This window comes from Paenibacillus polymyxa (assembly GCF_018614975.1).
In the GTDB taxonomy this organism is placed as follows: Bacteria; Bacillota; Bacilli; order Paenibacillales; family Paenibacillaceae; genus Paenibacillus; species Paenibacillus polymyxa_E.
This window is the reverse complement of the sequence record NZ_JAGGNR010000008.1, coordinates 298,357-313,797: the sequence shown is the minus strand read 5'-3', so window position 1 is coordinate 313,797 and position 15,441 is coordinate 298,357. Positions and strand designations below refer to the sequence as shown.

14 protein-coding genes are annotated in these 15,441 nt (G+C 45.2%); 12 read left to right on the top strand and 2 right to left on the bottom strand.

Going from position 1 to position 15,441, the window contains the following annotated elements; all coding sequences use genetic code 11:
• Nucleotides 1-259 precede the first annotated feature (259 nt).
• The 5 genes from J7E78_RS04740 (at nt 260) to J7E78_RS04720 (ending at nt 6,653) form a co-directional block, all read left to right on the top strand.
• Complete coding sequence (locus J7E78_RS04740) at nt 260-1,861, top strand: extracellular solute-binding protein (RefSeq protein WP_215075176.1); 1,602 nt, start codon at nt 260-262, stop codon at nt 1,859-1,861.
• Between the two features lie 111 nt (nt 1,862-1,972).
• Entirely contained in the window at nt 1,973-2,875 is a 903-nt protein-coding gene (locus J7E78_RS04735; RefSeq protein WP_215075175.1) for an ABC transporter permease, read from the top strand.
• Between the two features lie 38 nt (nt 2,876-2,913).
• Nucleotides 2,914-3,786, top strand: coding sequence for a carbohydrate ABC transporter permease (locus tag J7E78_RS04730; protein ID WP_215075174.1), 873 nt, complete (start codon nt 2,914-2,916; stop codon nt 3,784-3,786).
• 22 nt (nt 3,787-3,808) lie between these two features.
• On the top strand, nt 3,809-5,527 hold the full coding sequence (locus J7E78_RS04725; protein WP_215075173.1) for a hypothetical protein: 1,719 nt from the start codon (nt 3,809-3,811) through the stop codon (nt 5,525-5,527).
• A 160-nt stretch (nt 5,528-5,687) separates the two neighbouring features.
• Complete coding sequence (locus tag J7E78_RS04720) at nt 5,688-6,653, top strand: sugar phosphate isomerase/epimerase family protein (protein WP_215075172.1); 966 nt, start codon at nt 5,688-5,690, stop codon at nt 6,651-6,653.
• A gap of 529 nt (nt 6,654-7,182) precedes the next feature.
• On the opposite strand, the gene J7E78_RS04715 is transcribed toward J7E78_RS04720, so the two are convergent.
• Nucleotides 7,183-7,767, bottom strand: coding sequence for a P-loop nucleotide/nucleoside kinase family protein (locus J7E78_RS04715; protein ID WP_215075171.1), 585 nt, complete (start codon nt 7,765-7,767; stop codon nt 7,183-7,185).
• A gap of 162 nt (nt 7,768-7,929) precedes the next feature.
• On the opposite strand from J7E78_RS04715, the gene J7E78_RS04710 reads away from it, so the two are divergent.
• Complete coding sequence (locus J7E78_RS04710; protein WP_215075170.1) at nt 7,930-8,265, top strand: PadR family transcriptional regulator; 336 nt, start codon at nt 7,930-7,932, stop codon at nt 8,263-8,265.
• The gene (locus tag J7E78_RS04705) at nt 8,262-9,599 is read left to right on the top strand and encodes an FtsW/RodA/SpoVE family cell cycle protein (protein WP_215075169.1); all 1,338 of its coding nucleotides are present in this window, start codon (nt 8,262-8,264) and stop codon (nt 9,597-9,599) included. The genes J7E78_RS04710 and J7E78_RS04705 overlap by 4 nt, the downstream gene beginning before the upstream one ends.
• A 44-nt stretch (nt 9,600-9,643) precedes the next feature.
• Here J7E78_RS04705 and J7E78_RS04700 read toward each other — a convergent pair whose 3' ends face one another.
• On the bottom strand, nt 9,644-11,455 hold the full coding sequence (locus tag J7E78_RS04700; protein WP_215075168.1) for an ABC transporter substrate-binding protein: 1,812 nt from the start codon (nt 11,453-11,455) through the stop codon (nt 9,644-9,646).
• 135 nt (nt 11,456-11,590) lie between these two features.
• Between J7E78_RS04700 and J7E78_RS04695 the strand changes: the two genes are divergently transcribed.
• The 5 genes from J7E78_RS04695 to J7E78_RS04675 all read left to right on the top strand — a co-directional run bounded on the left by J7E78_RS04695 (nt 11,591) and on the right by J7E78_RS04675 (nt 15,430).
• On the top strand, nt 11,591-13,210 hold the full coding sequence (locus J7E78_RS04695) for a DUF4153 domain-containing protein (protein ID WP_215075167.1): 1,620 nt from the start codon (nt 11,591-11,593) through the stop codon (nt 13,208-13,210).
• A 92-nt stretch (nt 13,211-13,302) separates the two neighbouring features.
• On the top strand, nt 13,303-13,653 hold the full coding sequence (locus J7E78_RS04690) for a hypothetical protein (protein ID WP_251034819.1): 351 nt from the start codon (nt 13,303-13,305) through the stop codon (nt 13,651-13,653).
• Nucleotides 13,590-14,477 (top strand): membrane protein insertase YidC, encoded by an 888-nt coding sequence (gene yidC, locus J7E78_RS04685; protein ID WP_215075166.1) that lies wholly within the window; start codon nt 13,590-13,592, stop codon nt 14,475-14,477. Before J7E78_RS04690 ends, yidC begins: the two co-directional genes overlap by 64 nt.
• 284 nt (nt 14,478-14,761) lie before the next feature.
• The gene (locus J7E78_RS04680; protein ID WP_215075165.1) at nt 14,762-15,139 is read left to right on the top strand and encodes a hypothetical protein; all 378 of its coding nucleotides are present in this window, start codon (nt 14,762-14,764) and stop codon (nt 15,137-15,139) included.
• Nucleotides 15,140-15,220: 81 nt separating this feature from the next.
• Entirely contained in the window at nt 15,221-15,430 is a 210-nt protein-coding gene (locus J7E78_RS04675; RefSeq protein WP_251034818.1) for an iron chelate uptake ABC transporter family permease subunit, read from the top strand.
• Nucleotides 15,431-15,441 lie beyond the last annotated feature (11 nt).

Sequence of the window (15,441 nt, the reverse complement as noted above, 5' to 3'; positions counted from 1 at the left end):
CAAACATAATACAACATTGTTTGTTATTATAGTTAACATAAAAGGTGTGAAAATTGTATATTGTCAGGAAATATGTTTATATATCACGGGATTTAACTTAAAAACCGTGAATTTTACATTTTGAAAATAGTTTATTGTCTAAATATCAGATCATATGTAATGATTGGTGACATTCACAGGTGCAACAAAATGGGATGAACAAAGTGGAGTGGCAATCATGTGAATTCATTCAGAGAGTGTGCGAAAGGGGAAAGGTCAAATGAGATTATTTCAAAGACGTAAGGCAGGCAAGGCAAGTTCAATCCTCGCAGTGGTAACAGCATTCACTCTATTATTATCTGCATGTTCATCAGGAAGCGAATCAACATCTTCATCAGGAGAGTCGGGTTCGGGGGAAAAAACGACTTTGAAAGTAGAAATCTTCGATCGGGGAAACACTCCGGCGGGCTACACCATTTCGGACAGTTATCTGACTCGCTTCATTCAAGAGAAGTTTGGTGATCCAAACAACATCGATGTTCAGTTTGTTCCAGTACCACGCTCGGAGGAAGTGCAGAAACTTAACGTTCTGATGGCGAGTGGCTCTGAAGTCCCTGATATCGTCTTTACCTACGACTCAGGAACATTCAACCGGTATGCAGAGCAAGGAGGTCTGACCGAACTTACAGATCTGATCAATCAAAGTGGTCCTAACCTGAAGAAGTTCCTGGGAGATGAAACGCTGGCCTACGGTCAATACGATGGACAACAGTTCGCGGTTCCAGGTAAACGTCTTGTACTTGGGAAGTACGCATCCTATGTTCGTCAGGACTGGCTGGACGCGCTCGGATTGCCTTCACCTGAGACAGCTGAGGAGCTGCATACAACACTGAAGGCCTTTAAGGAAAAAGATCCGGGTAAGGTTGGCACAGGACTTATCCCAATGGGGATGTCAATTGCCTCGGCTCAATATGAACCCCTGATCTGGTCATTCATTGAACCACTTACGGAAGAACAAAAATATACATTAACGCAACAACTGGGTTCCAATGACTATCCAACATTATTACCTGGATTCAAGGACGCCCTTAAATATATGAACACACTATATAATGAAGGATTAATGAGCAAGGACTTTGGACTCGACAAAGACAAGAAAAAGCTGTGGGAAGATGTATCTAACGGCAAAGTTGGATTCTACACCGAGGATGCGGGGGAGATCTACATCTCTGGTACGTACAAAAACCTGCAAACCAATCAACCTGATGCAGTGATCACACCGATTGATGCATTCAAAAACTCCGCAGGCAAATTCGCCAAACCGGCATATGCGCCCAATGCGATGTATGTCATGATTCCGAAATCGAGCAAAAATGCGGAAGCAGCGATGAAATATCTGGATTGGATGGCTTCAGGCAATAACTTGTTCGACCTGCAATTCGGCGTTGAAAATGAGAACTATGAGCTTGTGGATGGTGTACCACTGATCAAAGATGATGCTTCTCCTGAAATCGCAGGTCGTATCTATAATTCCGGTGACATTGCCATTATCGTCAATGGTAAATACGTTGGGGATGACAAGAAAAATGAAGAGGCTTATGTCGTACAGGTAGAGTCGAAGTATCGGGATGATATGCGCAAGTCGGTAGCCATTTCTAACACAGACACGATTCAACCGGTACGTTTCTCCAAACCGATTGAGGCGGAAGCGCGTTACGGTAACGGCCTGAAAGACAAATTTATGGAGTTCTTTGTGAAAACAACCATTTCCAAACCAGCTGATTTTGAAGCCACGTATGACAGCATGATGAAGGATTACATGGCAAGCGGTGGTCAAGCAATCCTGGATGAACGTACAGAAGCTTACAATGCGATGAAATAAGTAGAGTAGAGTTCACATCTAATGTGTATGACAACAAAGAACAGGGATTTCATTAAGGTGATGGTAACATCGCCTTGATGAAGAATCCTGAATGACATGGGGGGAAGGTTTATGAAAACAAGCATCTATTTCCGCAGAAACTGGCAACTATATGCGTTGCTCCTGCTGCCCATGATCTACTTCATTATTTTCAAGTATGGGCCAATGTATGGCGTGCAGATTGCGTTCAAGGATTTTAACTTCTTTCAAGGGATCTCCGGTAGTGAGTGGATTGGCCTAGATGCATTCAGAGAAGTGTTTCAAAATCAGGGATTTTACACTGCATTACGCAACACTTTAGTACTTAACATGCTGGATTTATTGGTTTCCTTTCCGGCACCACTTGTACTGGCCATCTTATTGTTCGAGCTGAAGAAGGCCTGGTTCAAAAAGCTGGCACAGACCTTACTGTACATTCCTCACTTTATTTCGTGGGTGATTATTGGAGGGATCGTACTTCAGGTATTCGGTACACAATCCGGTTTCATTAACAATATCTTGATGAGCATGGGCTTTGATCCTTTACCTTTCCTTTCAGACAAAAACTATTGGCTCTTCACGTATCTTGCAGTAGGCGTGTGGCAAAGTGCTGGCTGGGGTACGATTCTGTATCTGGCATCCCTGACAGGGATTAACCGGGAACTGTACGAAGCGGCAGAAGTGGATGGAGCAAGTCGGCTACGCAGAATCTGGCACATCTCCTTGCCAGGCATCAAAACGACGATTGTTACCTTATTGATCATCAATGTCGGCAACATGATCTCCATCGGGTTCGACCGACCGTTTATTATCGGAAATGTGGCTGTACGTGAATACTCGGATGTGCTCAGCACGTTTGTCTATCGTGTCGGTTTACAATCTGGTCAGGTTACGCTCGCAACAGCTGTAGGTTTGTTCCAGGCTTTAGTTGGACTTGTCTTCATACTCGGAGCGAACTATACGTCCAAGAAATTGACCGATGAGAGCATTATGTAGTGGATTGAATCACATATGATCTGTAAGGAGTGAGTGAAATGTCTGAAAACACGGCGAATCGAATATTCAACACGGTAAACGTCATTCTTATTGTCATTACGATGGTGCTGTGTCTTGCACCATTCATTCATATTATTGCGATCTCGCTAAGCTCAAACCGGGCGATCGGTTCAGGAGAGGTTTCCTTTTTCCCCAAAGAGTTATCCTTTGAGGCGTATACCAAAGTATTTGCAGATGGATCGATGATTCGTTCTCTTATCTATACGATATGGCTGACCGTCCTGAGTACGGTGCTAAGCATGGCGATGACCATTGCAGCAGCTTACCCACTGGCGAAGAGTAATCTGAAAGGGCGCAAGTGGTTCATGCTTGTCATTGTGGTAACGATGTTCTTCAGTGGGGGCATTATTCCCGAGTACATTCTGATCAAAAATCTGCATCTACTCGACAGCACATGGGGACTTATTCTGCCTGGATTGATTAGTCCGTTTTACATGATCATCCTCATTACCTTCTTCCGAGGTATTCCCGAAAGTCTGGAAGAAGCAGCAGGAATTGATGGAAGCAGCCATTTCGGAACACTTATGCGCATTATCTTGCCGCTGTCCCTTCCGGTTATGGCAACACTGAGCCTGTTCTACGCCGTAGGACGCTGGAATGGTTTCCAGGATGCACTGATGTATATTACCAAGCCTGAGATATATCCTTTGCAATTGAAGTTGTATCAGATGATTCAGCAGAACCAGATTACAGAACTGATGCAGAACGAAGGCATTGGTGCCGTTCAAGTCCTGCCTGAGAGTCTGAAAGCAGCCAGCGTTATATTCTCCACGTTACCGATCCTGCTTGTATATCCGTGGTTGCAGCGGTACTTTATCAGTGGCGTAATGGTAGGTGCTGTAAAAGGTTAACAGTCCCGGGAGGTCGCATGATATGACACAACGAATGGTAGAGAAGATGTCGAAAGAGCAACGGTATCTTGTGAATCAGTCCATGTTGATGATGGATAGCTTTTATGACAAGGAAATAGATCTGCTTCGGAGTTTCGAAGAAGAGGATTCATCGCAGCACAGCACACGAGCCAGTGCACATTATGCGCTCGGGTTGTTAATTCGCAATGAGCCTGGTGATGTGGAACGTGCGATACGGGTGTTCCACAAGGTGCTCGATGTTCAATATGACGATCCGGATGAGATCTATCACGGAACCTTCGCGACCCGACCCAATGATGTGCATCCACCAGCGGGTCACTATGCTTGGAAATCTTTTGCGCCAGGCACGGCCTATTTCCTGGAACGCACCTTTGAGAAGGTGTCTGCGCAGTTTATCCATAAACTACAGGAAGATGGCTCTCTGCTCACAGAGGCGGCAGATTCCAAACAACTGAAACGCCTTTTTCAATCGGCAGTGAATCAGGTCCTGCCACCGGTCTGGATCAGCTATGATCCCAACTGGCGCGAGTTTATCGCTTGTGTCTGTGTGGTCGTAACTGCCGAATTTGCCGAACTACTGCCGGAGACACTTATGAAACGGATGGACCATGCGATGGAACTGGCTGTTCAAGGGTCAATAGAACGCAGGTTATCGGACGTAATCCCCATGAATACCAATATTGAGTTGATGCATATTTTCATCACCCACTACTATGGTCACCGCTTGAACCGAACAGAGTGGATTCAGCATTCGGATGAACAGGCGGAGGGATTGATGAAGGAGTTTGAACAGTACGAAGGTACATTCGCTGAATTCAATACAACAACGTATTACGGGGTGGATCTGTCCGTGCTTGGCATGTATCGAAAGTATGGACTCACCAAACGTTTAGTTGAAATTGGGCACCGGATTGAACACGGGCTGTGGAATAACATTGCGCTATATTACAATGCCAACCTGGAGAATCTCTCCGGCCCATTCTCTCGGGCGTACGACATGGAGATGCGAGAGCATAGTTCAATCGGTGTATTTATTTATCTTTTGCTAGGTGAAGGGTATGAATATCTGGCAGGAATAAACTGCGAGTCAGGCCATGATCCACTGATTGCACTCCTTGGGGTGGATGTGCCCGCAGAAGCCGTGCCGTATTTCAAGGCTCATCAAGAGGATCGGCTTGTGCAGAAACGGTTCATGGAACTGTGCGAGCGCAATGATCCAACGGCCAATCGGAATCGATGTACGGCCAAAGCCTGGATCGGAGAGCATCGGATGATTGGAGCCATGTCGGGAAGTGTGAATACCAACGGCCAAATGCATCCAGCCACGATCCACTGGCAGACGGAGACGGGTGAGCGTTATTATCTTCGCCTGATCCGCCGTGAGGTAGGCGAGGGGTGGAATAGTCATCTGCGCGGAGTGACGTTCGATGCGGATCTCACGCCAGATTCGTTAACGATTGATGTGGAATTAAATACAGAGGAAGAGATCGACGTTTATTTTGAAATTAGAGGGCCATCCCTTCGTCAGCAGGATATTACACCAGCGTTATGGCAGTTCCCTGGACTTACGTTTACCGTGAAGGCTGAGGCACCTGAGCCATCCGTGTTAATGTACGTGAATCATGCGGAGATCATCTATCGTCATGTGCCTGGGAAGACGGCAAACAAGATGAGATTTGAATTGACCCTCCGTGAAGACCACGGTTTGAGGAATAAATAGGTATATAAGATGAACTGAACATTTACACGAGAACGAAGAGTGCAGAACCGATCTGAAGAAGCGTAGCGTTCGCCTTTATCACCGGATTTTTCCCTTTATATAGATAGAGATAAATGGAATATGAATATGGGCAATAGAATGAGAGACAGGAGGACCAATCATGTATACAGACAAACAGGAATATTCGTTCTCAACATGTTGGAATATCAAACGTCATACGACCGGACAAGGCATGATTGAAGAGATCAAGTCTCTTGGATTCAGACAGGTGGAGCTGAATTATAACGTAACGGAAGAGATGTTACAGACGATAGAACCGATGATTGAACGGGGAGAGATCGGTATATCCAGTGTGCATAATACATTCCCGCATGTGGCTGATCCCGATTACGGGACGGATTCCGTCCTGCTTGGGTTCGATGATGAGCCGCGCCGCAAACGGGCGATTGAACTGATACTTCGCTCAGCCGAGTACGCACATCGTTATGGGGCCAAGGCTGTTGTTGTACATCCGGGTGAGGTTCCGTTTGAATACAACATAGATGAAGTGTTGAAAAAGATATACCACGATCAGGGGCCGGACTCCCCGGCATATCAATCTTTATGGCAAGAGATGCTGGAGAAGCGGGAAGATGGCAGCGCACATTATCTTAGCCGGATTCAGGAGAGTCTGGAAGAGGTATGTAACTTGTCTGAGCAGCGAGGATACGGGGTGAATTTCGGTATTGAGACCCGTTCACGCTGTTACCAGATGCCGACTTTGCACGAAGCGGGAACGATTATTGGACAAATGAAGGGCGCGCCGCTTGGTCTCTGGTACGATATTGGTCACGGCATGATGATGGATCGAATGGGGCTGTACGATAATGTACGTGAGGCTAATGCCTTGATTGATCACGTGGTCGGCGTGCATATTCATGAAACCGTAAGGTTGTCAGATCATTGGTGTCCATACATCCATAGTAAAGACATGACATTTTTTGATTCGTTTTTGGATATTATCGACCGTTCTCCGGTGAAAGTATATGAGTTAAAAGCTGCGTGCACACCGGAAGAGATCAATGAAAGTCACGGATTAATTACATCTCGTATTGCAGAACGTCAAGCGGCACGTCAGCACGGATAGGGAAAAGATTATATTGTGTGTTAAGCGCATAGATTGGGTAAAGGATAGGGTAATGGAGGAATGTAAAGCATTCTTCTCGGCTGATGTCTGACGTCCAATTGGGGTAGCGGATTTCGTCTATTCCATGTGTTATGAGGAGATATTTAGTGGAAAAAAGGATCGGTTTCATCAGCCCGAGGGTTTGGTGAGACTGATCCTTTTTTTGATTTTATTTGATATATATATATATGATCAGTGTACAGCTTTCATCCAGATCACATTCAGAAAGCGTTTTGGCACACACACTTCGTTTCATCAATGGGCACTCTTTGAAACGTTAACGAACCTGGCACACCCTATTTCAAGTATATGAGCCATATTGAAATCGCAACGAATCTGAGACGTCTTAACTCTTCGTTTTTAGCAGGTTTTTGCCCATTTCCACTCGTCTGCTCCCGTTTAGCGTTGCTGAGATTCGTTACAACTCGGCGAGAGTAGCGTTTATACATCCTATCGTCAAAGTAAGGAGAGTGTGAGTGAGCGTTTCTTTTTACGCGTACATTCGTCGTTCAAGTTCGTCATATGCAATCGCAGGATCATCACTGGAGTTGTCAATATAAGCGACGGATGACGCAGGGAGGGGCCAGGCTATTTCTTTACGGACGAGAGAAGCTGTGAAGGCATCCCAGTTGGCTAACTTCCATTCATCTAGTGGGGATTTTCTTGCTGAGATCCGTTTGTGATACAAGGCTTCATTCTCTAAATAAATATAGGCCACACGCACATCCGTATCTTTCAGAGAACGTCCAATTCGTGCGAGCTCCTGCTCGATCCAGTCAGGGGTAACGATTTCTTTGGTAAATGGTCCTACAACGATTGTATCAATACCCAACTGAACGTTATCCAGAGCAGCATCCATCGTAATGCGGTACCCAAGATCACGGCACAACCTCTTGTATTCAGGCGAATCTCGGTCGGATGGATCAAGTCCCTGAAGGGTCATGATCGCCTCAGCCGCGGGACGAAGCAGAATATCCATATCGAAGAAAGCAGCTTTATGTTTACGGGAAAGGGTTTTGGCAAGGGTGGTCTTGCCACTTCCGGCCCCACCGAGAAAGAAAATCAATTTGCTCATGAATGCGATGCCTCCTTAAATGTATTGAAAAAAAAGTATATGTAATTGAAAAATACACGAATATATAGTTTCAGCATTAGAGTTCGTGAATGAAAGGACTTGTTTATTTTAACATAAATAAAGAAGCTTGTTGGCTAGACAGAAAAGGAAGGAGTGAGCGCGTTGCAGGTTAACAAACAGATGATTAAAGGCAGTACCGAGACATTGATTCTGAACTTGCTTCAGGAACGACCGTTGTACGGATATGAATTAATTAAGGAACTACATCGTCAATCTGAGGGTGTGTTTAATCTGAAAGAGGGCACGTTATATCCTATTTTGCATGCCATGGAGATTGAAGGATGGGTAGAGTCGTACTGGATGGAGGTTGAAGGCCGTAAACGGAAATATTATTCGATTCGAGACAAGGGCATGGAGGCCTTAGAAAGTAAAAAAGCGGAGTGGAATTTGTTCCGTAGAGCTGTGGATCGGGTGCTTGGGGAAGGAGGCCTGACATGACGAATCGACATAAGCGAATTCAGCATTATCTTGATCACATGTGTGTTCAGGTTAAAGCTCGCGAAGTACATAACGACTTGCGTGATGAGTTGGGAAACCACATGGAAGAAATGATTTTGGACAAAGAACAAGAAGGTTATTCAGAGGAAGAAGCAATTGCATATGCCATTGAACAGATGGGTGATCCAACTGTCGTTGGCAAGAGTATGCACCGATTGCATCGCCATCGAATGCATTGGGGGTTGCTAACGGGACTTGCCAGTTTGCTAATCATTAGCCTGCTGCTGACATGGATTTATACGACAAATATCTCAGTTGAAAGGTTTCAGTTTTTGTATAAAAGTCATTTGCTCTACACTATTGTTGGTTTAGTGCTGATGGTGTTTTTGATGTATTTTGATTATCAAAAATGGAAAAAATCTGCCTGGTGGATCTATATTTTGTTAAGTGGTATGTTGTGGATTAATCCGCTGGTATCACCGTTTGATTATGGTGTACAACGGTTCTGGAGCATATTTGGGTTAACAATTGATCTTACGACGATATCCATGTGGGTATTGCCCCTTGCCATAGGTGCGATTATGATGGATAAGCTGCGTACTAAGTGCGATGTACAATCTGTCTCCACGTATATTCTTCTTGTGGCTTTGCCGTCTTTTAGCCTGTTTCAAGCTTCAGATTGGGTACGATTGTTTCCATTCGGAACGGCAACTCTTATCTTGTTTGCCTGGATTACACGAAAATGGTTTTTTACGTTTGTGGGTGCTGCAATTACAGGAAGTGTCACTATGATACAGTTGTTTTTGAGTGGTGAATACAGGCGGTTTGAGAGACTCTCTGTTGTGTTGGATCTCCAGAATGATCCGCTAGGAAACGGTTACTATAACCAAACGATTATGAATATTCTTCATTCTGCCGGATGGTGGGGAAACGGTTCTGACACGTCTTTGGACCACTTTACAGGATTTTATATGGACTATCCCGGTGTAATGTTTATTGATGTATTTGGTTGGTTAGCAGGCATAATGCTGTTGCTTGGAATCGTATGGTTTCTTACTAGTATGCTGAAAATGCTACCTCGTGTACTCGATGAATTTGGTCGTATGATCGTGTTCAGTATTACAATGATGTTTGCATTGCAAATGCTTTACTCGCTGGCGATGACTACCGGAAAGGTTCCGATTGTCAGCGTTACTTTCCCTTTTATTGGATTTGGTTCTCATGTGATCTTAGAATATGCCATGATGGGTTTAATGCTTGGAGTATATCGACGTAAAGACACCATTTCATTGAGAAGCAAACCTAGAGAGCCGATCACGACAATGTCAAAATAAAAAAAGATACGTGATCGGATGGTATAAGTCATATAATACGATGTTTAATCAGACTGATGTGCTCGTGCGTCAGAAGGAAACCAGATATGACGCAGGTTCACCCAGCCCTGGCTGTTGAAAGATAGACCACGTACCGAAGGCAGATAAGCGGTTTCTACCGGTTTTTCGGATAAATGGAACAGTAAATTCGTATCAACCAAAAATTGTTCAATGCGGTCTAATTCGCAAGTTCGATCCGCAGCGATGGGAGAGGCGACGATGGTTTGCAAGATCTCATGAATCGTTATACGAGCAGAATCTTCCAGATGCTCAGATACCGTAGAGTAGAGATCATACCTTCTCAGTTCTTCGTCCCTGTCCCGAATCAGCGAGAAGAGAATCAGATCAGATTCCAGCCGCAGATTTCCTTTGAACTGCTCCATCGTAGCGGTACGGACGGTACAGGAGAAACCGCACTGCTCCAGTATGGACGCCAGATGTTGGGCATCCCTGCGATATTGTGGAATAGTTGTAATGTGCAGGGAGACGGGACTAGCCGAAGTGAGTCGTTTAGTAATATCTCTAAATCCCCCTGGGTCAACCATCCCGGTATTTCCCGCACTAAAATCAGGAACCATGACCTGGGAGTCATCTGCATGTCCGTCATCTCTATACATTCCAGCAAGGCATAACTGAAGGTATGCTCTTACTTCCGGATCGTTTAACGGTCCGGTTTTTTGCGTATTACATGTGAGTAATTTATGAACCATCACACCTGCACTAATCTGTGTCCATTCTGCACCCGCAGACGAAGACGGATTATGAACAAGATGAAAGAACGGAGTTTCGAACTCTTGGCTATCATCCATTTTTGCCGAGGCACTCCACGGAATTTGTAGGATATCTACCCGGTCCATATGTGCTCTACCCTGAAAATACGATGAAAAGGCTTCAAGTCTGCACAAGTGATCATCCCAGGCGGTGACCTTGAACGGCCCCGTCCCAACAGGTTTTTGCATCCCATGCACATCACCGGAATGCTTCATCTTATGTTCGTTTGTTCCTGGTGAGGGTACAATCGCCGCACGACTTGTTGTCAGGAAGGACAAAAACAATTCGTGAGGGTCTTTCAACTGGAAACACACGGTTAAGCAATCGACCGCTTCAATAGATAGAATCTGTTTACTTACATCACGGTACAGTGTCCGGCGATCTGTAGATTGCAGCCGTTCAAACGTATGCACAATATCATGGGCCGTCAGCATCTGACCATTGTGAAATGTAATGCCTTTTCGCAAATAAAAGATCCAGGTCTTTCGGTCTGCACTGACATCCCAGGTATGAGCCAGACAGGGAAGAATCTCTCCTTGTTCACCCCGCTGAACCAATCCGTCAAAGACATGGCTGGTAACAAAGGATTCAGCCAATAGATTAATGTACAGCGGATCAAGCGCATGAAGCTGTTGGCGCAGGGGCAACCGAAGCGTATCAATCTGCTCATTATTGGTGCCGGCTTCCGTATGATGTCCCGAATACCCAAGCAACCACTGGTTTAGATGATCCTGCATGGTTGTTGAGCTGGAGAATGCGCTCACCTGCTCGGCAGCTTCCTGCAACTCCCGGCGATTCATGGCCTGCATCATATATTCTGCGGCGATTTGATCAGCCGGAACAAGCAAAGTCAGTGAAGAGCGCCGACCCCGGCCACGCTGGGAAACCCAACGAATCCAATCATGGGCAACCATCTTTTTGACAATCGTTAACGTATTGCGGTGCGTACAATTTAGCAACTCAGCGAGATCGGCGAGTGTAAGTTCGTGTTCTGTATGGTGGCTGTAATGACGATGCAACAGCAGATATTGCTGATGTAATTTCAAGTGTTGATACCCTCCTGGAGGTGAACTCTGACGTATTTCTCTAAAATAAGAAGTTTTGTCGATTTTAATTTCTATTTATATTCCTATTTTATCATCTAGAATATAGCATAGAAAGGTTAATGGAGGTTTTTTCCCATGATTGATAAAATAATGGCTTCACCGCAACGCGCTCTAATCACGCTACTGTCCGCATGGATGCTGGCGATCATTCACCAGTATTTATTTTATGGTAATGAGATTGGCGTATCGTATCCTATCTTTGTAATTCTCTTTTATGTGTTCATGTATCTGTTTGCCCGGGACCGCATAAGGTTTTTCAAGTTCATTGATGCTTTTGTGGCGGCTGTAGTGCTATTGTTGTCGCTAACGTTCCTGTTATACGACAATGAACTGCTGTATGTTCTTAATTTTCTGGTTGTACCCGGCGTAGTTATCTTACATATGACGTATCTGATGGGCAGAAAACAAAAGCAGTGGTGGGAGATTGGTTTGATTGGTACGGCTATTGACCACTTGCTGCCTCAAGCCATACGTCATTGGGGGACTGTTGCGGCCATTGCTGTGAGAGCAGGAGGGCGTGGAATGGACAAATCCCAGAAAACAGTTGTTTTCAAAGTGCTCATCGGTCTTGTGGCGTCCTTGCCTATCCTGATTGTAGTCGTTGCATTACTGTCCTCCGCTGACGGGGTCTTCGATCAATATTTAGCCGGTTTTCCGGAGTGGTTGAATCAATTAGCTTTTACTCCGGGGATACCGAGAATCATCTGGATTGTCATTGTGGGTGTAGTTCTGTTCGGTTATGTATGGGGATTTGTACAGCCAATGCAATATGAGGCAGAGAAGAGAGCGAACGCACATTGGAAAAATGGAGCAGCATCTACGGTTGATAAGCGTGATCACACCTATGTATTCTCTCCTGTGGACCCGTCCCCTGAAGGTCAGGTTACCAATAAGCTTACACCCGAGCCCGAACGCCCTCCGGTTCATCGGGAATCACTCAGATTAGACCCCATCATTGTAGGAACGATGCTGATTGTCATTAACTGTGTGTACGTGTTGTTTGTACTTGTACAGTTTTCGTATCTGTTTGGTGCAGGAGAGGGGCAGCTTCCGGTAGATCTGTCTTACGCAGAGTATGCGAGAAGTGGATTCGCAGAGTTAATTCTCGTCACAGGTATTAACTTTTTTATTCTTATTGTTGCTTTGCAGTATACCCGTCCGAGTGGCAAAGCGGGTTCCATTGTGCATCAGGTACTCCTCTTGATTCTGGTCAGTTGTTCAGCAATTATGTTGTACTCCGCAATTATGCGCTTAAATCTGTATGAGCAGGCATATGGATATACGTACATCCGCTTCCTGGTACACGCATTTATGATCTTCCTCGCACTCCTGTTGCTGATTGCCGGCCTTCGTATACGGTACACGTCAATACCGCTGATCCGCTGGTATATTGTCCTGGCGCTCACTGCATATGTTGCAGTCAACTATGTGGGTATGGATAAATGGATTGCCGAGCTGAACATAGAACGTTATCATCAGACTGGCAATATTGATGCAACCTATCTGGCGAGTCTGTCGGCAGATGCAGTTCCGTTACTTCGTGAGTTTGCTCTGGAGGAGTATCCGGATCTCAAGAGGGAAATGCTGGAACGTCAGGCATATCTGGATATGGATACATCAGATCGTTCCTGGCCTTCTTATAACGTGGCAAGACACCGAGCTGAGATAGAAATGTCCAAATTGAGAACGGAATAGCTGAATAGTAGTTGTTTTCACGTACGGATTTATGCAAAAACAATATGTAAGTGTTATAATATAAAAACGAACCTATAAAGGGGGTGAATCCCTTGTTTGAACTGCAGGAGTTATTACCATATTTATTCTCGATCGGACTCATCTTCACTGTCAGTTATGGCTATATTGCCCATCTTCACTGTGGCATGACGGAGTACTGGGTGGAAGGTGGCGCCGGTGGTGGACTTGAACCTGTACTTCCCGCCCTGTGTTTGGACAGACAGCACAGACAGGAAGACTGGAGCCGCATGATTAGACGAAGAGAAGCGCCCGATGAAGATGAACCAGATTGTCATTCCTCGTTGAACGATTGGTCAACAAATCAACGAGGAGGATATATATGGAACATAAGACTAACAAGGGATTCACTTTTACTTCAGGCAAGGGACGGATCTATGGCCTGATTGCCATTTTGTTTGCAGTCATGCTGCTTGCCGGATGCAGCAACAACGTGTCGGAGATTACTTCGTCGACACCGGGATTTTTTAATCACTACATTGTATTTCCACTATCGTATCTGATACAGCACATTGCGACTATATTTAACGGAAGCTACGGGGTCGCGATTATCGTAATCACGCTGGTTATTCGTCTGGCACTGTTGCCATTGATGATGCGACAAGCCAAGTCCCAGCAGGGAACACGAGTCATTATGAACGCCATGAAACCCGAGATGGATGCGCTCAAGAAAAAATATGAAGGCAAAAATGACCCTGCTGATAAGCAAAAGCTGTCTCAGGAAACGATGGAGCTATACAAGAAACATAAGTTTAATCCGCTGAACATTGGTTGCTTGCCGATGCTCATTCAGTTGCCTATCCTGTCAGGTATTTACACAGCCATCCGACTTACACCGGAGTTGTCCTCCCACTCGTTCCTGTGGTTCAAACTGGGAGCGCCGGACTACGTACTCGCTGTGGTGGTCGCGGTCATATATCTGATTCAAGCCAAGGTATCACAAGCGAATATGGCGCCTGAGCAGCGAAAACAGTTCGCCATTATGGGTTATCTCTCCCCATTGATGATGGCATTCTTTTCTCTTACAGCTCCGGCAGCGATGCCGCTCTACTGGACAGTTGGGGGTTCGTTCCTGGTACTACAGACATTATTGTTCCGCAAAATGTACCCGGTGGAACACCCACAGGAGCCTGTGGTTGTGGAAGTGAGTAAGAAAAAGAATAAAAAATCCAGCTCCGCCAAACCTTCTCGAAAACCTGTAAAGTCTTAATAAATTTGGTCGCAGGTGACAAGGGAAATATGGTGACTACGTAAACTTGTTGAACACAAACATAATGAAGAAGCCTGGTCCATATGGATCAGGCTTCTTTTTGTACTCTCAGGTGTTCCTTTTTAGTTTTTACGAAAGGCGGATAAACAGCATAACGTCCACTGCTTGTTCCCCAATATCACTTAAAGATGATATACTTACCTGATGGAATGTGATATTGATAATCAATATCAATTAATGAGTGATGTATACATTGGAAAAAGTGAAACGAGGAGCGCGGGTAGATGCAAGAGGAAGAAGCAAGACAAGGATTTACGCCGGAGATGATTGATATGATGGCCCGTATCTGGACACGCTCGATCATTACATTAATAGATGTACGCTTTCAGAATGTAGCGTCACAATACCCGCTGGAGCAATATAAAATGCCTAGTAGCATGTTTATCTATGCATATGGGGGAGAAGCGCAAATCCAACTGAATGAAACCACATATGCAATGGAACGCTTTGGTTTAGTTCACGGCGGGAAGGGGAGCCTGCTCAGTATTACGCCTAAAGAGGAGATTGTGAAGACCTTTATGGTGTTTTATAGAGCAGAATCACCTCTCTTTTTCAAGAAACATCTGCAGCAATTACTGGAGCAAGTAAAGGTGTTTCCGTGAAACGGCAGTTCTTGGGGTTGTCAATCACTGCTGTTGCATTATCCTCTGGAAGTGTGGCCGTGGGAGGGAGCTTCTTTTTCGTTGGTAATCGCTCCGCATATGGCGAGAAAACTGGTCGGTCCCGATCACAAATTGCTCATTCCGGCTGCCAGCTTGGCCGGGGGACTAGTCGTGGTGTTGGCTGACACGATTACGCGCACGGTTAGCCTCGTAGGAGATGTGCCGACAGGAATCGTCATTACAGTTATAAGTGTTCCATATTTTCTTTATTTGCTAGCAAAAGCTAAATAACACAATCAATG